25 protein-coding genes and 1 pseudogene are annotated in these 20,732 nt (G+C 68.5%); 11 read left to right on the top strand and 15 right to left on the bottom strand.

Translation table 11 applies throughout. From position 1 onward, the window contains the following. The first annotated feature begins 87 nt into the window (after window positions 1-87). The 5 genes from J0695_RS07430 (at window position 88) to J0695_RS07410 (ending at window position 6,072) form a co-directional block, all read left to right on the top strand. Window positions 88-1,068 (top strand): glycosyltransferase family 2 protein, encoded by a 981-nt coding sequence (locus J0695_RS07430; protein ID WP_206961054.1) that lies wholly within the window; start codon window positions 88-90, stop codon window positions 1,066-1,068. After that, entirely contained in the window at window positions 1,065-2,387 is a 1,323-nt protein-coding gene (locus J0695_RS07425) for a polysialyltransferase family glycosyltransferase (protein WP_206961053.1), read from the top strand. The genes J0695_RS07430 and J0695_RS07425 overlap by 4 nt, the downstream gene beginning before the upstream one ends. A 165-nt stretch (window positions 2,388-2,552) precedes the next feature. Then, entirely contained in the window at window positions 2,553-3,533 is a 981-nt protein-coding gene (locus J0695_RS07420; RefSeq protein WP_206961052.1) for a glycosyltransferase family 2 protein, read from the top strand. Continuing rightward, on the top strand, window positions 3,530-4,828 hold the full coding sequence (locus J0695_RS07415; RefSeq protein WP_206961051.1) for a polysialyltransferase family glycosyltransferase: 1,299 nt from the start codon (window positions 3,530-3,532) through the stop codon (window positions 4,826-4,828). Before J0695_RS07420 ends, J0695_RS07415 begins: the two co-directional genes overlap by 4 nt. A 113-nt stretch (window positions 4,829-4,941) precedes the next feature. After that, window positions 4,942-6,072 carry an acyltransferase family protein gene (locus J0695_RS07410; protein WP_372445719.1) on the top strand — a complete coding sequence of 377 codons (1,131 nt, stop codon included), beginning with the start codon at window positions 4,942-4,944 and terminating at the stop codon, window positions 6,070-6,072. A gap of 13 nt (window positions 6,073-6,085) precedes the next feature. Here the strand turns inward: J0695_RS07410 and J0695_RS07405 are convergent, their stop codons facing one another. From J0695_RS07405 to J0695_RS07395, 3 genes are all read right to left on the bottom strand, one after another. Further along, complete coding sequence (locus J0695_RS07405; RefSeq protein ID WP_206961049.1) at window positions 6,086-7,000, bottom strand: hypothetical protein; 915 nt, start codon at window positions 6,998-7,000, stop codon at window positions 6,086-6,088. Next, window positions 6,997-7,503 (bottom strand): RNA polymerase sigma factor, encoded by a 507-nt coding sequence (locus J0695_RS07400; RefSeq protein ID WP_242552332.1) that lies wholly within the window; start codon window positions 7,501-7,503, stop codon window positions 6,997-6,999. Before J0695_RS07400 ends, J0695_RS07405 begins: the two co-directional genes overlap by 4 nt. A gap of 182 nt (window positions 7,504-7,685) precedes the next feature. Next, window positions 7,686-8,120, bottom strand: coding sequence for a hypothetical protein (locus tag J0695_RS07395; RefSeq protein ID WP_206961047.1), 435 nt, complete (start codon window positions 8,118-8,120; stop codon window positions 7,686-7,688). A gap of 308 nt (window positions 8,121-8,428) precedes the next feature. On the opposite strand from J0695_RS07395, the gene J0695_RS07390 reads away from it, so the two are divergent. Next, window positions 8,429-8,929: a ricin-type beta-trefoil lectin domain protein gene (locus J0695_RS07390; protein WP_206961046.1), complete on the top strand. Its 501-nt coding sequence runs from the start codon at window positions 8,429-8,431 to the stop codon at window positions 8,927-8,929. 75 nt (window positions 8,930-9,004) lie between these two features. Here J0695_RS07390 and J0695_RS07385 read toward each other — a convergent pair whose 3' ends face one another. Then, window positions 9,005-9,649: a TetR/AcrR family transcriptional regulator C-terminal domain-containing protein gene (locus tag J0695_RS07385; protein ID WP_206961045.1), complete on the bottom strand. Its 645-nt coding sequence runs from the start codon at window positions 9,647-9,649 to the stop codon at window positions 9,005-9,007. Window positions 9,650-9,687: 38 nt separating this feature from the next. Here J0695_RS07385 and J0695_RS07380 point away from each other — a divergent pair, with 38 nt between their 5' ends. Further along, a complete protein-coding gene (locus J0695_RS07380; protein ID WP_206961044.1) occupies window positions 9,688-11,097 on the top strand; it encodes an FAD-dependent monooxygenase in 1,410 nt (469 codons plus the stop codon). Window positions 11,098-11,136: 39 nt separating this feature from the next. On the opposite strand, the gene J0695_RS46250 is transcribed toward J0695_RS07380, so the two are convergent. From J0695_RS46250 to J0695_RS07365, 4 genes are read right to left on the bottom strand one after another with little or no spacing between them, the layout of a single operon-like run. Then, window positions 11,137-11,376, bottom strand: a complete 240-nt coding sequence (locus J0695_RS46250; protein ID WP_443726323.1) for a DUF7848 domain-containing protein — start codon at window positions 11,374-11,376, stop codon at window positions 11,137-11,139. Window positions 11,377-11,390: 14 nt separating this feature from the next. Beyond that, window positions 11,391-11,591, bottom strand: coding sequence for a hypothetical protein (locus J0695_RS07375; RefSeq protein ID WP_206961043.1), 201 nt, complete (start codon window positions 11,589-11,591; stop codon window positions 11,391-11,393). After that, window positions 11,584-12,030: an ATP-binding protein gene (locus J0695_RS07370; RefSeq protein ID WP_206961042.1), complete on the bottom strand. Its 447-nt coding sequence runs from the start codon at window positions 12,028-12,030 to the stop codon at window positions 11,584-11,586. The genes J0695_RS07375 and J0695_RS07370 overlap by 8 nt, the downstream gene beginning before the upstream one ends. Further along, window positions 12,030-12,347 carry a hypothetical protein gene (locus J0695_RS07365; RefSeq protein ID WP_206961062.1) on the bottom strand — a complete coding sequence of 106 codons (318 nt, stop codon included), beginning with the start codon at window positions 12,345-12,347 and terminating at the stop codon, window positions 12,030-12,032. The genes J0695_RS07370 and J0695_RS07365 overlap by 1 nt, the downstream gene beginning before the upstream one ends. A gap of 187 nt (window positions 12,348-12,534) precedes the next feature. Here J0695_RS07365 and J0695_RS07360 point away from each other — a divergent pair, with 187 nt between their 5' ends. Then, window positions 12,535-13,872, top strand: coding sequence for an NsdA family TPR-like regulatory protein (locus J0695_RS07360; protein WP_206961041.1), 1,338 nt, complete (start codon window positions 12,535-12,537; stop codon window positions 13,870-13,872). 4 nt (window positions 13,873-13,876) lie between these two features. Here J0695_RS07360 and cutA read toward each other — a convergent pair whose 3' ends face one another. From cutA to J0695_RS07345, 3 genes are all read right to left on the bottom strand, one after another. Further along, on the bottom strand, window positions 13,877-14,209 hold the full coding sequence (cutA, locus tag J0695_RS07355; protein ID WP_206961040.1) for a divalent-cation tolerance protein CutA: 333 nt from the start codon (window positions 14,207-14,209) through the stop codon (window positions 13,877-13,879). 90 nt (window positions 14,210-14,299) lie between these two features. After that, window positions 14,300-14,542 (bottom strand): PIN domain-containing protein, encoded by a 243-nt coding sequence (locus tag J0695_RS07350; RefSeq protein ID WP_206961039.1) that lies wholly within the window; start codon window positions 14,540-14,542, stop codon window positions 14,300-14,302. A gap of 188 nt (window positions 14,543-14,730) precedes the next feature. Further along, entirely contained in the window at window positions 14,731-15,012 is a 282-nt protein-coding gene (locus J0695_RS07345) for a hypothetical protein (protein WP_206961038.1), read from the bottom strand. A gap of 327 nt (window positions 15,013-15,339) precedes the next feature. Here J0695_RS07345 and J0695_RS07340 point away from each other — a divergent pair, with 327 nt between their 5' ends. Both J0695_RS07340 and J0695_RS07335 read left to right on the top strand, forming a co-directional pair. Continuing rightward, window positions 15,340-15,579: a ribbon-helix-helix protein, CopG family gene (locus tag J0695_RS07340; protein WP_206961037.1), complete on the top strand. Its 240-nt coding sequence runs from the start codon at window positions 15,340-15,342 to the stop codon at window positions 15,577-15,579. Next, on the top strand, window positions 15,576-16,010 hold the full coding sequence (locus J0695_RS07335; RefSeq protein WP_206961036.1) for a PIN domain-containing protein: 435 nt from the start codon (window positions 15,576-15,578) through the stop codon (window positions 16,008-16,010). The genes J0695_RS07340 and J0695_RS07335 overlap by 4 nt, the downstream gene beginning before the upstream one ends. 15 nt (window positions 16,011-16,025) lie before the next feature. Here the strand turns inward: J0695_RS07335 and leuE are convergent, their stop codons facing one another. The 3 genes from leuE to J0695_RS07320 all read right to left on the bottom strand — a co-directional run bounded on the left by leuE (window position 16,026) and on the right by J0695_RS07320 (window position 18,791). Beyond that, window positions 16,026-16,679 (bottom strand): leucine efflux protein LeuE, encoded by a 654-nt coding sequence (gene leuE / locus J0695_RS07330; protein WP_206961035.1) that lies wholly within the window; start codon window positions 16,677-16,679, stop codon window positions 16,026-16,028. Between the two features lie 81 nt (window positions 16,680-16,760). Next, entirely contained in the window at window positions 16,761-17,054 is a 294-nt protein-coding gene (locus J0695_RS07325) for a DUF6355 family natural product biosynthesis protein (RefSeq protein WP_242552331.1), read from the bottom strand. Window positions 17,055-17,210: 156 nt separating this feature from the next. Beyond that, window positions 17,211-18,791: an acyl-CoA mutase large subunit family protein gene (locus J0695_RS07320; RefSeq protein ID WP_206961034.1), complete on the bottom strand. Its 1,581-nt coding sequence runs from the start codon at window positions 18,789-18,791 to the stop codon at window positions 17,211-17,213. 213 nt (window positions 18,792-19,004) lie between these two features. Between J0695_RS07320 and J0695_RS07315 the strand changes: the two genes are divergently transcribed. Continuing rightward, on the top strand, window positions 19,005-19,880 hold the full coding sequence (locus J0695_RS07315; protein WP_206961033.1) for a L,D-transpeptidase family protein: 876 nt from the start codon (window positions 19,005-19,007) through the stop codon (window positions 19,878-19,880). A gap of 152 nt (window positions 19,881-20,032) precedes the next feature. Here the strand turns inward: J0695_RS07315 and J0695_RS07310 are convergent. Beyond that, window positions 20,033-20,732 (bottom strand): annotated as a pseudogene (locus tag J0695_RS07310) (hypothetical protein); the annotation flags it as partial.

The raw sequence follows: 20,732 nt of genomic DNA, 5'->3' as shown, positions 1-20,732 counted from the left end.
CTGGTTAACCATTCCGCCATGTGTCGTTCACCGCACAGCTCCCTGGGCGTCGATGCGAATGCCGGACGAACTCATAGCGTCATGCGGGTGCCCAAGCTCTCCGTGATCCTGCCGTTCCACAATGTGCAGACATACGCCCCAGACACCCTCAGAAGCCTTCATGCGAATGCGCGTGACGACATCGAATTCATTCTCGTCGACGATCACTCGACCGACGGAACGAAGGAGATCCTCGAACGCGCTGAGGCCGAACTGCCGGGCGCTGTCCGCATCAGACGCAATGAGAACGGGGTGTCCGGTGCGCGCAACACCGGAATCGACGCGGCTCGCGGCGAATACCTGACGTTCCTGGACGGCGACGACTGGGTGGCTCCCGGCTATTTCGGGCAATTGCTCCAGTGCATAGAGAACTTGGGCTGCGATTTCGTCCGGACCGACCATGTGCGCTGCACCGGCTCGGAGCGGGTCATCCACCGGGTGCCGTACGGGCCGCGCGGCGTCGTCACCGACCCGCGCGACGTGATACTCCCCGGCGACCGCTCGACCCCCGTCGACTACCCCTACTCCTGGGCCGGCATCTACCACCGCCGGCTGGTGGACGCGGGGCTGCTGCACTTCCCCGAGAACCTGCACACGGCCGAGGACCGGCCCTGGATCTGGCGGCTGCACCGCGAGGCGAAGTCCTTCGCCGTGGCGGATCTGCTGGGGATCTTCTACCGGCGCGGGGTGACGTCGTCGCTCACCCAGATAGGTGACGTACGCCAGCTGGACTTCATCGCCGCCTTCGACCAGGTCATAGCGGAGACTTCGCAGGACCGCGACGCCGCCGCGTACCTGCCGAAGGCGGTACGGACGTACTGCGCGATCATCACCCACCATCTGACCAACATCGAGAAGTTCGAGCCGCGCGTGGCCCGCAAGCTGCGCGCCATGAGCGCGGCCGCCCTGCGGCGCATGCCCCAGGACGTACTGGAGGAAGCGCTCGACTCGATGGACTACGAGCGCGCCGCCCGTCTCCGCCGCCTGCGCCGCCGCCCGGCCGCCATTTCCACGGAGGCCGCCGCATGAGCACCACCCAGATCTTCTGCGCCTCGACGCTGTACGGAGCCGCCACGCTCGCCGCGGCCATCGACGCCGACTGTTTCGCCCCCGCAGGCCGTCGCATCCTGCTGGTCTCCAACAACGCGGGGAACCCGGAGATCGCCCCGGCCGTCGACGCGATGCCGGGCTTCGAGCAGCTGCACCACCGCTTCGATGACGTGCTCTCGTGGAACGAGACCATCGCCCCGCTGCATCCCGGCGGCTGGTCGCCGCGGACCGACGACGTCCCACTGCTCCAGCGCCATCTGCGGCTGCTCTGGAATCTCGGCGACGACGCCGTCGAACTCATCCTGGAGTCCATCCAGGTCAACCCGGCCCTCGCGCTCTCGCAGGTCTTCACCGGCTCCCCGGTGGACGTCTACGCGGACGGGCTGATGAGCTACGGACCGACCCGGTTCAAGATCGACCCACTGGTCGGCACGGCGGTGCGCCGTCTGCTGCACCTGGACCTGGTCCCCGGCCTCAAGCCCCTCCTCCTCACCGAGTTCGGCGTGCGGCCCGAGATCGTGCCGGCCGAGCCCTTCCTCAAGGTGCTCGGCGATCTCGCCGACGCGGCGGGCGAACTGCCCCCGCTGCCAGACTCCCCGGCCCTGTTGCTCGGTCAGTACCTCTCGGCGCTCTCGATCCTCACGCCCGACGAGGAGGAGCAGCTGCATGTACGGATGCTGCGCGGCGCGGTCCGGCGCGGCCACCATCGCATCGTCTTCAAGCCCCACCCCACCGCGCCCGCCCGTTGGTCCCGGTCGCTGGAGGAGGAGGCAGAGAAGCTCGGCGTGGAACTCACCGTCCTCAACCTCCCGGTACTGGCCGAGGTCCTGTACGAACGCGCCCGCCCGGCCCTGGTCGTCGGCTGCTTCTCCACAGCGCTGTTCACCGCCAGCGCCCTCTACGGCCTCGACGTGGCCCGCACCGGAACCGACCTCCTCCTGGAACGTCTCACCCCGTACCAGAACAGCAACCGCATCCCCGTCACCCTCACCGACGCACTCCTCCCCGACATCGAAGCGGAAGAGGCTGCCGAGGCCGAAGCCGACCTCACCGGCCTGGTCGCCGCTGTCGGCTTCGGCATGCAGCCGCAGATCTACCCGGGGCTGCGCGCCGCCGCCACGCGCTACCTCACCGACCACTTCAACGCCCGCACCCAGCCCTACTTCAAGCGCCGCCGGCTCACCTCCCTCGCCCTTCCCGGCGGCCTCCCGACGCGGCTCAACTTCATCCCGCGCAACCGGACCGTGCGCAGCGTCGCGCGGCGCGCGCGCTCGCTCAAGCGGTCTGCGCTGGGGTAGCGGGCTCGGGCTCGGGCTCGGGCTCGGGCCGCACGGAAATCGTTCGCACAGATATTCCGAACACCCTTCGAAGTCAAGGTGTTTGAGCCGTTCGCCATTTCCTGTTCATCTGACATCTCACCGAAGTAAAGTCCGGGCAACCTCCCGGCCTCTAGCGTCACCCGCGTGGTCAAGCTCTCTGTCATCGTGCCGTTCTACAACGTCCAGCATTTCGCCCCTGACACCCTCAGAAGTCTCCGGGCGAATGCGCGGGACGACTTCGAATTCCTTCTCGTCGACGACTGCTCCACCGACGGGACGGGCAGTCTGCTGCAGCGCGCCGCACACGAACTCCCCGGTGCGGTACTCCTGAGACACGAACAGAACGGCGGCCTGGCGACCGCCCGCAACACCGGAATCGACGCGGCCCGCGGCGAATACCTGACATTCCTGGACGGCGACGACTGGCTGGCCCCCGGATACTTCGAGCAACTCCTCGCCACGATTGAGGGGTTGGGGTGTGATTTCGTACGGACCGACCACACGCAGTGCTCGGGCCCGACCCGCACGGTGCACCGCGTCCCGGTCGGAAGGCGCGGCGCCGTGCTGCACCCGCGCGACGCCATCCTCCCCGCCGACCGTTCCACTTCCGTCGACTACGCCTATGCCTGGGCCGGCATCTACCACCGCCGCCTCGCCGACGCCGGACTGCTCCACTTCACCGACGGCCTGCGCACCGCCGAGGACCGGCCCTGGATCTGGCGGCTGCACCGCGAGGCCGAATCCTTCGCCGCGGTAGGCCTGTTGGGCGTCTTCTACCGGCGCGGGGTCGCCACCTCGCTCACCCAGATCGGTGACGTACGCCAGCTCGACTTCATCCGCGCCTTCGACCAGGTGGTGCGCGAGACGGCCGCCGACCGGGACGCGGCGGCGCTGCTCCCGAAGGCGGTACGGACATACTGCGCGATCATCGCCCACCACCTCGGAGCCATCGACCGCTTCGAGGCCCCGGTGGCGCGCAGGCTCAGGTCCCTGGCCGCGGGCGCACTCAAACGGATGCCACAACCCGTACTGGACGAGGCACTCGACTCCATGGACCACCAGCGCGCCGTCCGCCTCCGCCGCCTGCGCCGCCGCCCGGTCGCCGCTTCGGGGGTGGCCGCATGACCACCCAGATCTTCTGCGCCTCGACCCTGTACGGCGCCGCGACGCTCGCCGCCGCCCTGGACGCGGGCTGCTTCGCGCCCGCGTACCGCCGGATCCTGCTGGTCACCAACAACGCTTCCACCCCCGAGATCACTCCGGCCGTCGACGAGATGCCCGGCTTCGAGCAACTACGCCACCACTTCGACGACGTGCTCTCCTGGAACGGGACCATCGCCCCCTTCCACCCGGGCGGCTGGTCACCGCGCCCCGACGACGTACCGCTCTGGGAACGCCATCTGCGCCTCCTGTGGAACCTGGGCACCGACGACATCGAACTGGCCGTGGAATCCCTCCAGGTCAACCCGGCTCTGGCCATCGCGCAGATCTTCACGGGCGTGCCGGTGGACGTCTACGCGGACGGCCTGATGAGCTACGGCCCGACCCGTTCGAAGATCGACCCGCTGGTCGGCACGCGCGTGCGGAGGCTGCTGCACCTGGACCTGGTCCCTGGCCTCAAGCCCCTCCTGCTGACCGAGTTCGGCGTCGGGCCCGAGGTCGTCCCGACGGAGCAGTTCCTGAAAGTCCTCACCCAACTGGCCTGCACAGCACCAGAGTTGCCAAATTCCCCCACCGCACTCCTGCTCGGCCAGTACCTCTCGGCACTCTCGATCCTCACACCCGAGGAAGAGGAGCAGCTGCATGTACGGATGCTGCGCGGCGCGGCCGGCCGCGGCCACCACCGCATCATGTTCAAGCCCCACCCCAGCGCTCCGGCACGCTACAGCCGGGCCCTGGAGGAGGAAGCGGTGAAGCTCGGCGTGGAACTCACCGTCCTCGACCTCCCGGTCCTGGCGGAGGTCCTGTACGAACGCCTGCGCCCTGCGCTGGTGGTCGGGTGCTTCTCCACGGCGCTCTTCACCGCCCGGGAGTTCTACGGCCTGGAGGTGGCCCGCACCGGAACAGACCTCCTCCTGGAGCGGCTCACCCCGTACGAGAACAGCAACCGCATCCCCGTCACCCTCACCGACGCACTCCTCCCCGACCTCGAAGCGGGGCCCACGACGACCGCCCCCGACCTGGAAGCCCTGCTGAAGACGGTCGGCTTCATGATGCAGCCCCAGCTCCACCCCCTCCTGCGCCCCACGGCCGAACGCCACCTGACCGCCCACCCCAGCACCCGCTACGTCAAACGCCGCAGGCTGATGGCGCTCGCCCTGCCCGGCGGGCTCCCCGCACAACTGGCATTCCTGCCACGCAACGCGACGACCCGTCGCATGGTGCGACAGGTGCGTTCGCTGCGCAGGGCACTTCAGTGAACGCACCGCGAAGACCAGCGGAACTCCCGCTCCCAGCCCCCGGGTTCGGCCTGCGCCGTGCCTAGGCTGAAGCCTCCGCAGCCCGAACCACCCGCAAAGGGGAAGCCGTGACGATCGCTGTGCCGCGCCTACGAGGCACCGGCGAACGGCCCCGGACCGCCGAGAAGCTCCCGGTCGCCGCCCCCTCCCCGACCACTCGCCTGCGCGCCCTGGACGGACTGCGGCTGCTCGCCGCGCTGATGGTCGCCGCGTACCACTACGGCGGCCGGGGCGGCGACATCACCAAGGCCTGGGGCACTTCGCCGCGCCATCTCTTCCCCTCGCTCTCCGAGTGGTTCGCGTACGGCTGCCTGGGCGTCCAGATCTTCTTCGTGATCAGCGGCTTCGTGATCTGCATGAGCGGCTGGGGCCGCCCCCTGCGCTCCTTCTTCGCCTCGCGGGTGGCGCGCCTCTACCCGGCGTACTGGGCGGCGATCCTCATCGTCACGCTGGTGTTCGCCCTCCCGTGGGTGGCGTACAAGACAGTCGCGCCGAGCGAGCTCATCGTGAACTTCACGATGCTCCAGCAGCCGATCGGCGTGCACCGCGTCCTGGGCGTCTGCTGGACGCTCTGGGCGGAGCTGCGCTTCTACGTCCTGTTCGCGGTCTGCGTCGTCCTGCCCGGCGCGACCCGCCGCCGCGTGGTGATGTTCTGCGCGGTCTGGACCCTGGCGGCGGCCATCACCTCGGCCGTGAACGAACCCTTCCTCACCACGGTCTTCATGCCGGAGTACGCGTCCTTCTTCATCGGTGGCGTCGGCCTCTACCTCCTGCACCGCGACCGCCGCGACATCACGGCCTGGGGCATCGTCGCCGTCAGCTGGGCGATCGGCCAGCACTACGCGGTCCTCTCCACCTGGCACAAGCCCAACCCGGCGTTCTTCTCCTTCCGCCACACCTCGGTGATCATCGCGATCGTCACGTTCGGATTCGTCATGGTCGGCGCGATCGCACTCGGCCACTTCCACTGGGCGAACTGGCGCTGGCTGACGGTCGCCGGCGCGCTCACGTACCCCTTCTACCTGGTCCACGAACACCTGGGCTGGGTGGTGATCGGCGTCCTGCACCGCAACCTGGGCATCCCGGCGCCCGCGACGTTCGCACTCACGGTCGCCGGGATGCTGCTGCTGGCGTGGCTGCTGAACCGCTACGTGGAGAACCTGCTCACCCCACGCCTGCGCAAGGCGCTCACGCGGGTCCTGTGAGCGGAGCTCGCGCTCAGCGCTTCGACGGGTTCACCCAGCCCTGGAACACGGGCGTCGCGCGGTGGACGTATCCCGGGTAGGAATACGTGCTCTGCAGGATGTCTCCCGTACGAGAGTCGATCCACATCCGCTCGGTCTCCCGGTAGGTGTTGTAGCGCTCCTTGAAGGTAAAGCTGACGACCGTCCCCGTACGCCCCCGGCTGTCCTTCGCCGTGCCCTCCAGCCGGATCCCTGGGAGCTGGGCCAGGACCCGGTAGAGCGCTGCGCGCAGTTGCGGCCTCACGGGTGCCCCCGACAGCAAGGTCGAGACGTTGTCGAACGTGGCGGAGGCTCCCTGCTTACTGGTCAGTCGCGTCTGCAACGCCTTGGTACCGAGGGGAAGGCGGTCGAGTTCGTCCCACGTGACCGGGTGCACGTCACCTCCCCAACTGGCCTGACCATGGGAAGGCTTCTTGGCCCTGAGGAAGTGGCCCTCGCTGTCGAATGCACCGAACCCACTCCGGCTGACGACCGTATCCACCGACACCTCGGGGTTGTTCTTCAATTTGAAGGCCACAGTGGTTTTCCAGTAGGTGCCCTTGTGGAAGGTCCCCGACGCCACCTGGTCCGCAGCCTGGTTGAGGTACGTCGCCGCCTGCGCACTCGCCGACGGCTCGGCGCCTCCGAAGTCCACCACCGGAAGGACGGCCACACCGGTGGCGACCGCGGCCACCACGGCGGCGATCACGAGCCGGCGACGGGGCCGGAGTACCCAGCGGCGCCCGGGGGCCGCCGTCGGCTCGGTGCTGGGCACACTCGCGCGTTCGACAGCAGCCCTGACCGCGGCCCGCGCGCCGGCCACGGCCGCCGCGGACGGAGGAGCCACAGCGCCGGCCGCTGTCAGCATGTGCATCCCCGGCAGATCCAAGTCGAGTTCATCGATGCTCATGCAAGTTCTCCTGTACGGGCAGCCAGCGGGGCGGCATTGAGGGCACCACGGAGCCGGGCGCGGGCCCGGTGCAGCCGGGAGCGGGCGGTGCCCTGTGGCACCCCCACCACGAGCGCGGCCTCCGCAGGAGTGAGCTGCTCCCAGATCACCAACAGGAGCAACTCACGTTCCACAGCGGGCAATTCGGCCAGTGCTTCCCGTATCAGCGGAGCCACGGCCATCGCATCGAGTCGCCGGTCGACGGCCTGCCACGGATCGGCCACAGGCTCGGGGCCAGGGAACCCGGCCGGCTCAGCGCCCCGCCAATGGGCGGCCAGCACATGCCGGGCCACACCGAAGAGCCACGCTCGCGGCGTGCCACGCGCCGGGTCGAAGACGGACCTTCCGCCGAATGCCCGGAGCCACACCTCGGACAGCAGATCATCTGCGGCAGTCGGCGCGCGCCGGGCCAAGTAGCCGTGCAGCGCGGTCGAATGGCGCTCGACAAGCGGTTCGAAGGCCATCGGTTCCCCGACGGACCGGACCAGCAGTCCGGAGTCGTCATCCTCCTGCGCCTCGGGACCACCGGCCGGTGGTTCATGAAACGTCCCCATCACCCCTCCCTCACAGACCGGCTCGGACCGGCCTCACCCCCTACTTGCGGCGCGCGCGCCGGAGCGTTCGGCGGGCACGCGAGGTCGAAGCATCAGCAGTTGTCGGTCGTCGTCCCGTACCAGCCGCCCCAGGTATTGGTGGCGTAGTCGTCGTAGTTGCAGTAGGCGTTCCCGGTCTCGGTAACGACCTTGACCGCCTTTCCTTCAGAATTCTCAAAGAAATCCAGGATGTAGAGCGCTCTGCCGTTTCCGGGCATTTCCTTCCAGCCGCCGGAGCCCGCCCATGAGTGCCAGATGGTTCCGGACGGCGCCACTCCGAAACATTCGTCCGGACCGTACATCCAGTCGACACCCCTGGCCCCGTAGGAATTGAACGTTCCACTGTAGGTGCTACAGCTGAACGAAGCCGCTGATGCGGACGTGGCAGGCACGACCGCCGTACCGAGGGCCGCAAGTGATGCCACAGCCGCGGCGATCGAAATTCGTATGCGAGACACGATGATTTCTCCTTGGTAGGTGAACGTCACGCCGTCTAATTGCCGACGCTCCGGTTCCTGACGCTACGGAGAGATCAACGCGCCTCACAAGCAGCGTTTCAGCTGCCCGTTCCACTCCCCACCCCCCACCGAACGCAGTCGTCACAGCTAGGCAGTGGGCAGCAAATCCCTATACGTCAGGCCATCCGCCCGCCTGTCACGCGGAAGACACCGGAAATTAGATCGCCGTTCCCCAAAGGGCCTCGTAGGCATTTGGCCAGAACTGGCTGAGGTGATTCGAAATCCGCATGCAAAGATCAGCGAGCTAACTCGGCCACCTCCAACGGAGTTGATTTCTCATGCGTAGGACAGCAATGCGTGGCGTGCTCGCCACCGGTGCGGCAGCGGCTCTTCTCTCCCTCGGCGCGGGAACGTCTTCCGCCGGCCAGAGCGCGGTCTATTCGCAGCTGGTCAATGTCAAATCCGGCAAGTGCCTCTCCCTCGCGGGCGGCGGGTCGACCGCGAACAACACTTCGGCGATCCAGTACACCTGTGGCAGCGGCGACGAAATGTACTGGGCGTTCGACAGCAAGGGTCTGCTCAACTTCAAGAACACCGACAAGTGTCTGTCGACCGAAGGTGGCGGCACGGCAAACGGGACTCAAGTACTCCTGTACACCTGCAACAGCAGCGCCGAGCAGGGCTGGACCCTGTACTCCAACGGCCAGCTCGTCAACGCAAAGGCCCAGAGATGCCTGTCCATATCGGGCGGCGGCTCCACCGCGAACAACGCGTCAGCCATCCTGTGGGACTGCTACGCGGACGCCTCCGCCCACCGCGAACAGCAGTGGGCCTGGTAGTCGTTCCACCGGCGCATGGCCGGGCCACCGGCTTCACACCGGTGGACCGGCCATATCCGTCTCGGGCCGGACAGGTCAGACCGGCGTCCCGTACGTCGCCTCGATCCCCCCGACGATCACCCGCAGCCCCTCCTCGAACCGCCGGTCGAAGTCCGCGAAGATCTCCTGCCCGGCCGCCGCCGTCAGCGGGTACTCCGCGAGCCGTCGCGCCCGCTCCCCGATGTCGTACCCCTCGCGCTGCTCGTCCGGCATCGGGCGGACGCCTTGCTCCTCGATGACGTAGCCGATCGTGTACGCGTACGTGGTCATCCCCGCCAGCACCGCCTGGCGCAGCTCGAAGCCGGCCCCGGTCATCATCCGCAGGTGCTGTTCCATCGAGGCCGCGTGGTCGGTGCCGGTGAAGCGGGCGCCGCTGTAGACCTTGGCGCCGTCGCGGTAGCGCAGCAGTGTGGTGCGCAGGCCCGCGTTGTAGGCGACGAGTCCGTCCTGCCAGCGCGTGTACACGCTCAGGTCGAAGTCCGCCGCCAGCCGCCGGTACATCAGCGTCGCCATCTCGTCCAGCAGCCCCTGCTTGTCCTTGAAGTGCCAGTACAGAGCAGGGGCCTTGACGTCCAGCTCCTTGGCGATGGCACGCAGCGACAGGCCGTCGAAGCCCACCTCGTTCAGCAGTCGCAGCGCGGTCTCGGCGACGAGCGCCCGGTCGATTTTCGCAGTACCCACCTTGACAACTTAACAGCGTTAAGCGCATCCTCGCCACCATGGAACTTAACAGCGTTAAGGAACTGGATGTCCTCGTCGTCGGCGCCGGCCCCACCGGCCTCGCCCTCGCCGTCGATCTGGCCCGCCGCGGCGTCCGCACCCTGCTCTTCGAGCAGGCCGACGGGCTCTTCCCTGGCTCCCGCGGCAAGGGCCTCCAGCCGCGCACCCTCGAAGTCCTCGACGACCTCGGCGTCGTCGGGGAGATCCTCGCGGCGGGCGGTCCCGCACCGCGTCAGATGTTCTGGCAGGACGGGGTGCGGCAGGGCGAGAAGGACATGTTCGAGACCGTCGAGGCGACGGAGGCCGAGCCGTACGCCGGGCGGCCGCTGCTCATCCCCCAGTGGCGCACCCAGCAGATCCTGCTGGCCCGGCTGCGCGACCTGGGCGGCGACGTCGCCTTCTCCACGGCCCTCACGTCCTTCACTCAGGACGAGTCCGCCGTCACCGCCACCCTCTCCGACGGCTCCACGGTCCGCGCCTCCTATCTGGTCGCCGCCGACGGCGGCCGCTCCACGGTCCGTACCGCGCTCTCCATCCCGATGACCGGTGAGAACGTCGATCCGTCGTCGATGCTGGTCGCGGACGTCCGCATCCCCGCACTCGACCGCGACAACTGGCACGTCTTCGTCGCGGAGGCGGGCTTCCTCGCCATCTGCCCGCTCCCCCACGTCGACGACTTCCAGCTGGTCGCCCAGTTCCCCGACGGTGAGCGCCCCGACCTCTCGCTGGAGGGCGTACGCCAACTCGTCGCCGCGCGCAGCCACCTGGCCGCCGACGACGTGACCGAGCTCCTCTGGTCCTCCGACTTCCGCCCCCGTACGGGACTCGCCGACCGCTTCCGCGAAGGCCGGGTCTTCCTCGCCGGCGACGCCGCGCACATCCACTCCCCGGCCGGCGGGCAGGGCCTCAACACCAGCATCCAGGACGCCTACAACCTGGGCTGGAAACTGGCCCGGGTCCTGCGGGACGGCGCCCCCGCGGCCCTCCTCGACACGTACGAGGGAGAACGCCGCCCCAACGCCGCCGCCATGCTCAATCTCTCCACCCGCGTCCACCGGGGCGAGCAGAAGCGCGGCGCGGCCACCCAGCAACTGGGCATCGGCTACCGCGAGAGCCCCCTCTCGGCGGGTACCGCAGGCGCCCTGCAGGCAGGAGACCGGGCCCCCGACGGCCCCCTCACCGCCGCCGCCCGCATCTTCGACGCCCTGCGAGGACCCCACTTCACCCTGCTGGCCGTCGCCACGGACGCGGAACTCCCGCCCCTGGACGCCGATTTCGTGCACGTACACCGACTGTCCGAGCCCTATGAGCCGTACGGCAAGGGCCTCTTCCTCGTCCGCCCCGACGGCTACATCGGCTGGGCGGGCGAGGACGCGACCGGCCTGGCCGACTACCTCACACGCTGCTGAGCGAGAGCTTCAGCGCGAAGCCCAGGACCCGATAGGCATTCACGATGCCGACTTCGCATGGCACGTTGCCCGGAAGAACGACGTGATCATGCCCCGGTATCCCGTGTGTCCGGTACGACCCGCGTGCTGGAGGCACCACTCCTCGGGGGACGATGTGCCGTCCTTGGCCCCCGAGGACTCTGCACACGTCGTGCACTCGGCCTCGAAGATGGGCCCGCTCCCCGACAGATCCACGCCGAGCGACCAATCCGCCATCTTCAAAACCGACTTGACCGCCACTTCGCCACTTCCCTTCACCGCTCCACCGCCAGCTCATCCGCCGCGTGCACACGCATCGCGGGCCCCTCGTCGAAGGTCAGCACCACAGCCGGACCACCCGCCGCGAACCGGTCATCACGTACGGCCGTGACCTCAAGCCACCGCCCCCACACCCGCACCAGATCCCCGCACCGCACCCGCAGCGCGATCATGCGGCAGCTCTCGCGGCTACTCATCCCGGACACCGCCCTCAGCCGGAACCAGGCACTCGGCCCACACGACTTTGCCCGGCCCCACGCGCTCAGCCACGTCCCACCGGTCCGCGACCGCCGCAACCAGCTCCATCCCACGCCCGCCCGACGACTCCGCTCCGACCGGCCGCAGCTTCGGCCGCTGATACGCCGAGTCATGGACTTCGATACGCACCCCGCGCTCCATGCGCAGAATGCGGGTCTCGATCTCCCGCACAGGCACAACGCGTGCATGCCGCACGGCATTGGTCAGAAGCTCAGAGAGGGCCAGCGTTGCCGGATCCTCGACCGCCGAGAGACCCCAACCGGCCAGCGCCTTGCGCAATTCGCAGCACGCCCACCCAACACAGTGGGGTGCACTGACCCACCGCAGCACCACCGCGCCGACTTCACCAGCCGCAGACGGATTCTGTTCGTGAACCATCACGCCACCTCCACACCGTGGATCAGACGCGGCCCGATGTCGATCCCATGCGCCGCGAACCGCAGTTCCCGCCGACGCTTCCGGCGCAGCCGCTCTTCTTGACGCTGCTCATACGCCATGAGGTACGGGTGGACGAGTGCGACGTCCTCCCCGCGCAACACAAGGTGACTCGGAACCGGGATCTCACCGGGCAGTTGGCCGGTGAACGCACGCCCGCGATTGACGCCGGTCTGCGCATCGGCTGCCCGGCGTCTGCCCGAAGCGGGGAAGAGGAACCGCAGCAGCCACTCGAAGAGGTGGGCGATAATGTTCGGCATGTCGACGCTCCTTGCAGCGTTGTCCATGCCCCCGGGCCGCGGGCCAGCGGCCGCGGGGGTCATTTCGTGGCAACTGTGCTGACGTGCAAGGGAGATGACTTCCCACCCCTGGGTATCCCCGTGATGGGTACGCTCAGAGCGAGGGCCATGCGGCACACTGTCACCACCAGGCGCAGCGGGGCACACCATGAGCGAATACCAACCGCCGACAGCACTACCGCGCGACTTTCTGAACCGCGAGGACGTGAGGACCGCGATCGCGGCTCACGACTTCGGCACCGTGTTCCGTCTCGCGCGCGCCGAAGCCGGGATCAGCTACTCGAAGATCGCGGCCGAGTGCGAAATCAAGCCGGAACGCGTCGGTGTGCTGGCACGCGGATGCGGCAGCGTCACCACGTTCGAGAAGATCGCCAGGATTGCTGACGCTCTGCACATCCCGGGTCACATGCTCGGTCTCGCTCCCCGTGAATGGGAGTCGGCCCGGCTGACCGATCACGCTCGCACTGCACCTGCACGCACCATGCCCGCCACCCGAGACGGAGAAGACACAGTGCGGCGGAGAGAGTTCTTCATGACATCGGCCGGGGCAGGTCTGGCCGTCAGCCTGCCTGAACTCGCCCGCGTCAAGACCGGCCACCGGATCGGTCCAGCCGTCCCAGGCCAATTGAGGGAACGCACAGCGCGCCTGCGCCGCCTGGACGACATCCTTGGCGGAGGCGACACCTACCGCGTCTACCTCGGCGAATACCAGGCCACCAAGAGCCTCGTCCGAGACGCCAGCTCCACGGAGGAGACCAGGCGCGCGATGTTGTCCGTACTGGCCGAGCAAGCGCAACAGGCGGGATGGGCCGCTTACGACGGTGGCAAGCACTCCGATGCGAGCAGTCTGTACGAGGACAGCTATCGAGCCGCGGCCGATGCCGGAGACACTGCCCTTGCCGGTAACGCCCTCGCCTTTCTCGCCTACCAAAAGGTGAGCGGAGACCGGCAGGCCGGGGTAGAGATCGCCCTCCTATCGTGCCGCACCGCCGGGCCCACCGCTCCAAGTGGCGTGCGTGCTCTGCTCCATGAGCGCCTCGCTTGGGCATACGCCGTCGCGGGATGCGCCCGCGAGACGGAAGCGGCGCTCGCCGCAGCCGAAGCCGCGCTGCGTGAGCATGACGGTGCGCCGCAACCCGACTGGGTTGCGTGGGTCGACCTCGACGAGCTCCAGATCATGACTGGCCGCTGCTGGACCGAGCTGCACCGCCCACTCCGTGCGGTGCCCGTCCTGGATGCAGTACTAGCCAGGTACGACGACACTCACGCCCGCGACAAGAGCTTGTACCTGTCCTGGCTGGCCGACTCCTACCTTTCCGCCGGAGAGATCGAACAGGCGGCGAGCACCGTCGGTCGCGCGCTGGAACTCTCAGCCGGCGTGGCGTCCGTACGTCCACGCCAGCGGCTCGCGCCCACTCTCCGTCAGCTCAGCGTCCACCGTGAACTTCCGGTGGTAGCTGAGATTTTGGACAGGGCCGCAGCCTGACGGGTCAGTGTTCCTGATCCGGTGCGGTGGTCTCCGCCACCCACCGCAGATAGGCGCTCGATCCGGCGACCAGCGGCACCGCCGAGACCTCCGGGTTCTTCCACGGGTGGCGCTCCAGCAAGTGCGCCTCGATCTCTGCATACCGGTCGGCGCGGGCCTTGAACAGGAGTTGCCATTCCTCCCCCGTGCCGAACTCGCCCTGGTGCCAGAAGACCGAGACCACCGGTCCGACGATCTGCGCCCCAGCCGCAAGGCGAGCCGTCACCACCGACCGCGCAAGCTCAACAGCTGTCGCGCGACTCTCTGTTGCCGTGGAAACCTGAAGGAAGTCAGCCATACGCCGAGCCTATCCACGAGCCCACAGCCCCGGCCCGCCGCAGAGCTGATCGCGTCGGACCTGAAGTACGGTTGATGCGCCCCCAGCCCCTCAGCCCGGCTGAACCACCCGCAGCCCGGCCTCCCGAGCAGCGCGCGCCAGGGCCTTGTCGTACGTCACGAACTCCGTGAGCGCTTCTCCCAGCTCAAGAGCCGCGCAGAGATGGATGCTGTCCAGGGAGCCGAGATGCGGATCCTCGACCCACGCCCCGGCCCGGACCAGCAGGTCCAGGTCGACGGTGAGCATGCCCACTCCCGACAGCACCTCCTGAGCCGCCTCCAGTTCGCGGTCCAAGAAGCCCTGCTCGATGGGCAGAGTCCGTTACGCGTTGTGCCTCAGCTTCCGAATGACCCGAGGAACTTCGGTGTAGGCAAGCTCGCAGGAGATCAACTCGCTGCGCTGCTCCCGCGGATGATCGAGCAGGGCCGAAGTCTCTTTCTCCTCGTGGATCAGCTTCACCAGCGCACACGAATCGAGACAGCTCACCGGCCTTCCGCCTCGCGCATCTCCACCGGAGCGTCCCTCAGCGAGGCCCCGTCAGGGCGAGCCAACAGCGGCTGCCAGCGGAGCAGCACATCGGGCGCGGCTGCAGGACGCAGGCGCCCCGCCGCAAGAAGCTCCGCGCGGCGACGTTCCGCGGCGTTCATCGGAACCAGCCATGCCACAGGCCGACCGTGATTGGTCACGGGCACGGGGTGATCAAGACCCGCCATGTCTTCGGCGGTAAGTTTGCCGAGCTCCCGCATGGTCACGGAGTCGATCACATGCCGGCCACCGTCCGATCGTCCGGACCCAGCGGATTCGCCTTCGCCATCTCGCGGAGCTGAATTCTTCGCCATGTCCAGCAGCCTGGCCCTGGGCCCGACGTCATGCCCTGCGCGTGGGACACGTTCCCCCTTACGAGGGACGGCCCCTGCGATTCCCCGGCCGTCCCCCCGTCGCCATCCGCTGGTGCTGTTCGAACGAGGCCGTCTGGCTCGGGGCGGGCGGGCCCGCAACGCGCCAGACGTTCTGGCAGGACGGGGTGCGGCAGGGCGAGCGGCCCGCCGAGCGGCCCGCCCATCATCTTATGGTGGCGGTACCATAACCATATGGCTCTGAAGAAGACGACAGTGATGGTCGAGGAGGAAGACCTCCGGGCCGTCAAAGAGGCAGCTGAGCGGGAGGGCAGGTCCGAGGCCGAGTATTTTCGCGAGGCGTTCCACATCGTGGCCTTGCGGTCCCGCCGGTGGGACGGTGACTGGGACATCCCGACGCTCGATTTCGGCGGACCCGTCTCGGCAGCGGATGTCGATGCGGCCGTGACGGACGCAGTCGCGGAGAAGCCTTGATCGTCATTGGTGACACCTCAGGACTGGTCGCCGCGCTGAATGTGTCCGACCCCGAGCACAAGGCGGCCCGCACGGCGCTGCAGGGAGCGGCAGCAACAGTGGTGTCCCCGCTCGTCTTCATGGAGATCGAGCACATCACGACCAGGAACATCGACCGCCGGACCGCACACACGGTCAACGACTGGCTCCTGGGGCAGGCGAGGACTCTGAGGGTGCTCGTTCCCGAGGTCTCGGTCGACCTGCTGCGCCGGGCACGGGGCGTGCAGGACCGTTACGCGTCGCTGCGACTGGATCTCGCCGATGCGGTGAACGTGGTCCTGGCCGAGGTGTACGAGACCGATTGCGTCTTGACGCTGGACCGCCGCGACTTCCGCGCCGTGCGGCCGCTCACAAGCCACTCGGCGTTCCGATTGCTGCCTGACGAACTCTGAGGAAGGCGATCGATCTCACGCGCTGCTGAGCGAGAGCTTCAGCGCGAACCCGAGGAACAGCACCCCGGCCGCCGTCGTCGCCCCGGCCGAGAGCCGCTTGCGGCGGCGGAAGGCGGCGGACAGGTGCGTGCCGCTGAATATCAGCAGCGTGAGGTAGAGGAAGCTCGCCACCTGCGCGAAGAAGCCCAGCACGACGAAGGAGAGCGCCGGGTAGGCGTAGTGCGGGTCGACAAACTGAACGAAGAAGGAAATGAAGAAGAGGATCGCCTTCGGGTTGAAGAGGCTGATCACCAGCGCCCGGCGGTACGGCCGCTCCATGGCGGGCTCGGCCTCCTCGCCCGCGGCCTCCGCCGCCCGTTCCTTCCGCGCCCGCCACAACGACCAGGCGGCGCGCATCATGCCGACCGCCAGCCAGGTCAGATAACCGGCGCCCGCGAACTTCACGATCCCGAAGAGCAGCGCGTTGGCCTGCAGCAGCGAGGCGACCCCGGCGGCGGACAGCGTCATGAGGACGGTGTCCCCGCAGAAGACACCGGCGGCGGCCCTGTATCCCGTACGGACGCCACGGCGGGCGGCGACGGAGATCACGTACAGGGAATTGGGGCCGGGCAGCAGCACGATCAGCACAAGGCCGGCGAGGTAGGTCGGAAGGTCGATGACGCCAAACATGAGCCGAGTGTCGCACGCAGGTACGACACCCGGCTCCGAGTTTCATCCCGTGGTCAGCGGGGCCGCGTCAACGGGCCCGCGTCAGCAGGTGCGCCCGGCGTACCAGGCGTTGCGGACCTTGCTCCGCGGGCCGAGCCAGCTCGTGCCGGGGGTCACACACGTCTCGTAGTCCCGGGCGTGCACCGCGTCCACCTTGATGACGACGTTCGAACCGTCGCCGGTGCAGTGGTTGTAGAAGGAGTCCTTGGACGTGGCGTAGTACCCGCAGGGCTTGCCGACCGCCGCGGAGGCCGGGGCGGCGGACGCCGCCGCAGACATCCCGAGGACGAGGGTGACGGCTCCGACGAGCGCGGACAGTGAGCGACGGTTTCGCATGGGGCAACTCCTTGTCGAGAATGTGCTGTTCGTGCACACACTCCGTGCACACGAAGAGTGTCCGTTCGACAACTCTCCGTGTGCGTACGAAACCGCCCGTACGAGTGGTGGGGTCCATCCCTTCGAGTGCGCCCGGGTTTGATCTGCGCAAACGCCTCAGAACGCGTCGGTCGGGACGTACGTGCCCCACACCTCGCGCAGCGCGTTGCACACCTCGCCCACCGTCGCCCGTGCCCGCAGCGCGTCCTTCATCGGGTACAGGACGTTGTCCGTGCCCTCCGCCGCCTTCTTCAGCTCCACGAGCGCCGCGTCCACCGCGGGCTGGTCGCGGTCGGCCCGCAGCTTCGCCAGCCGGTCCGCCTGCTGCGCCTCGATCGCGGGGTCGACGCGGAGCGGTTCGTACGGCTCCTCCTCGTCCAGCTTGTAGCGGTTGACGCCGACCACGACCCGCTCGCCGGAGTCCGTCTCCAGGGCGATGCGGTACGCGCTGTGCTCGATCTCCGACTTCTGGAAGCCGCGCTCGATCGCGTCGACCGCGCCGCCCATGTCCTCGACCTTGGTCATCAGCGCGACGGCTGCCGCCTCGACCTCGTCGGTCATCTTCTCGACGACGTACGAACCCGCGAAGGGGTCCACGGTCGCCGTCACATCGGTCTCGTACGCGAGGACCTGCTGCGTACGGAGCGCGAGGCGGGCCGACTTGTCCGTCGGGAGCGCGATCGCCTCGTCGAAGGAGTTCGTGTGGAGCGACTGCGTGCCGCCGAGCACCGCCGCCAGGCCCTGCACCGCGACGCGGACCAGGTTCACCTCGGGCTGCTGGGCGGTCAGCTGGACCCCCGCCGTCTGCGTGTGGAAGCGCAGCATCAGCGACTTGGGGTTCTTCGCGCCGAACTCCTCACGCATCACCTTCGCCCAGATCCTGCGCGCCGCACGGAACTTGGCGACCTCCTCCAGGATCGTCGTACGCGAGACGAAGAAGAAGGAGAGGCGCGGCGCGAAGTCGTCGACGTCCATGCCGGCGGCGATCGCCGTACGCACGTACTCGATGCCGTCGGAGAGCGTGAAGGCGATCTCCTGCGCGGGCGTGGCTCCCGCCTCGGCCATGTGATAGCCGGAGATCGAGATGGTGTTCCACTTCGGGATCTCGGTCCTGCAGTACTTGAAGATGTCCGCGATCAGCCGCAGCGACGGTTTGGGCGGGAAGATGTACGTGCCGCGGGCGATGTACTCCTTCAGCACGTCGTTCTGGATCGTGCCCGTGAGCTGGTCCGCCGGGACGCCCTGCTCCTCGCCGACCAGCTGGTACATCAGCAGCAGCAGCGCGGCGGGCGCGTTGATCGTCATCGACGTCGAGACCTTGTCCAGCGGGATCCCGCCGAAGAGCACGCGCATGTCGTCGACCGAGTCGATGGCGACCCCGACCTTGCCGACCTCGCCGTTCGCGATCGCCGCATCGCTGTCGTGCCCCATCTGGGTCGGCAGGTCGAAGGCGACCGACAGGCCCATGGTGCCGTTGGCGATCAGCTGCTTGTAGCGGGCGTTGGACTCGGTGGCCGTACCGAAACCGGCGTACTGGCGCATGGTCCACGGGCGGCCCGTGTACATCGAGGGATAGACGCCCCGGGTGAAGGGGTACGTGCCGGGCTCGCCCAGCTTCTCCGCGGGGTCCCAGCCCTCCTGGGACTCCGGTCCGTACACCGGCTCGATCGGCAGTCCCGACTCTGTCTCGCGCGCCATCTGCTGTGCCTCTCCCGCTGGAGCTACTAGTTGGTACGTCCCTGCCCTCGCGACGGACTGTAGCGGCGGGCGTGCGGCGGGTGGAGAGCCGCACGCTGGGACCTTGCTCACAGAGACTCCTTACCCGAATCGTGTCCTGGCTTTCGCAACCGCGCTCAGCGGGAATCAGTCCATGGGGACACCAAGGACAACAGGGGACAGCAGGGGGCTCAGATGCAGAGGAACCGGATACGCAGAGGACTCGCGGCGGCGGCGGTCGTCGCGATGGCGGCAGGCTGTACGGCGCAGGCGGCCACGGGAACACCGGAGGCGAAGCCGTCGGCAGGGAGCGGCGGCAGTACGACACCGACACCCGAGCCCACTCCGACACCGTCCGCGACCGGGACCGGGACCACGACCGCCACCCCGGCCCCGTCGCAGACCGAGACCCAGCCCCCCAAGCCCAAGCCCGAGCCCAAGGTGCTGATGGCGCGCGGCGACAAGGGCTCGCAGGTCCGTGAGCTGCAGGCCAGGCTGCGGCAGATCGCCTGGTTCGACGGCGTCCCGACCGGGACGTACGGCGCCGCGACCAGCACCGCCGTCCAGGGCTTCCAGGGCAAGCGCGGTCTGGCCGTCACGGGGGCGACGGACACCGTGACCTGGCAGAAGCTGCTCGCGATGACCACCAGGCCGACGGCCGACGAGCTGAACGGGACCGTCTCGGCCCACCCGGCGGGCAAGCTCGACGCGCGCTGTCTGCACGGCCGGGTCCTGTGCATCAGCAAGACCAGCCGGTCCCTTTCCTGGGTCAACGACGGCAAGGTGCTCGCGACGATGGACGTGCGCTTCGGCTCGCAGTACACGCCGACCCGCGAGGGCACCTTCAGCGTCGACTTCAAGAGCCGCAACCACGTCTCGACGATCTTCCACACGGCCATGCCGTACGCGATGTTCTTCAGCGGCGGCCAGGCCGTGCACTACTCGGCGGACTTCGCGGCCCGCGGCTACAACGGAGCCTCGCACGGCTGCGTGAACGTCAGGGACAGGGCGAAGATCGCGGCACTGTTCGACCAGGTGCGAGTGGGCGACAAGGTCGTCGTCTACTGGTGAGAAGTAGGGGGCGCGGGTGGGTTATCGGGGGAACGTAACCCACCCGCGCCAGGTGCGCGGAGCCGGAGGTACGGGGGGAACCCCGGCTCACGCGCGGCCGATGACCAATCGGCTCACTTAGTACTGCGCCATGGCCCCGAAAAGTGTCACACCTACTGGTCGGTCAGTCCGGACGGCTTCGGCGACGGCGCTACGGAGGCAGGAGAAGCGCTGGTCACAGGGGTGGCAGCGGGCTCGGGTACGAAGGAGACCGGCGGGGAGTCGACGGTCAAGCCGCGCCCTTCGTCCTCCGTGCCGCCGCTGCTCCCGTTGCCCGGGTCGCTCTTCCCGTCACTGCCGCCGTCGCTCTTTCCGTCGCTCTTTCCGTCGCCCTGGCCGTCGTTCTTTCCGTCGCCGCTGCCGCTGCCGCCCAGGATCCGGTCGCAGAAATTCGCGATCCTCTGCTGGCCGTCGGCCATCGACTCCAGGCGCCGCCGGTGCGCGCCGTCGATCCGCCCGTTCCGGTAGTCGCGGCACACCTCGACCGCCTTGCGGTACCAGGTGCTGCCCGAACCTTCGCCGTTGCCCCTGCCGTCCCCGTTCCTGTCCTTGCCGGTTCCGGTGGAGCCGTAGCCCGGCGCCGGCACCGGGGTGCGGTCGGGCGCGGCCTGCTGCGACTTCGGGACGGACGGGGTGCCTTGGCTGCTGGGCGGGGAGCCCGGGGCCGTGGGCGAGGCCGTCATATAGCCGCCGGTGGCCGACTCCGACGCGAGGGGCCCGGGGGTCGCGGCCGCCGACACCGAGGACGCGGGCATCGGGTCACCGCCCCGGAAGGGCAGCGGCAGCACGCCCGTACCCGCGGCGACGGCCACA

The organism is Streptomyces beijiangensis, from assembly GCF_017315755.1.
GTDB classification, from domain to species: domain Bacteria; phylum Actinomycetota; class Actinomycetes; order Streptomycetales; family Streptomycetaceae; genus Streptomyces; species Streptomyces beijiangensis.
The sequence above is the reverse complement of the archived record's forward strand: the minus strand, read 5'-3'. Positions and strand labels throughout refer to the sequence as shown.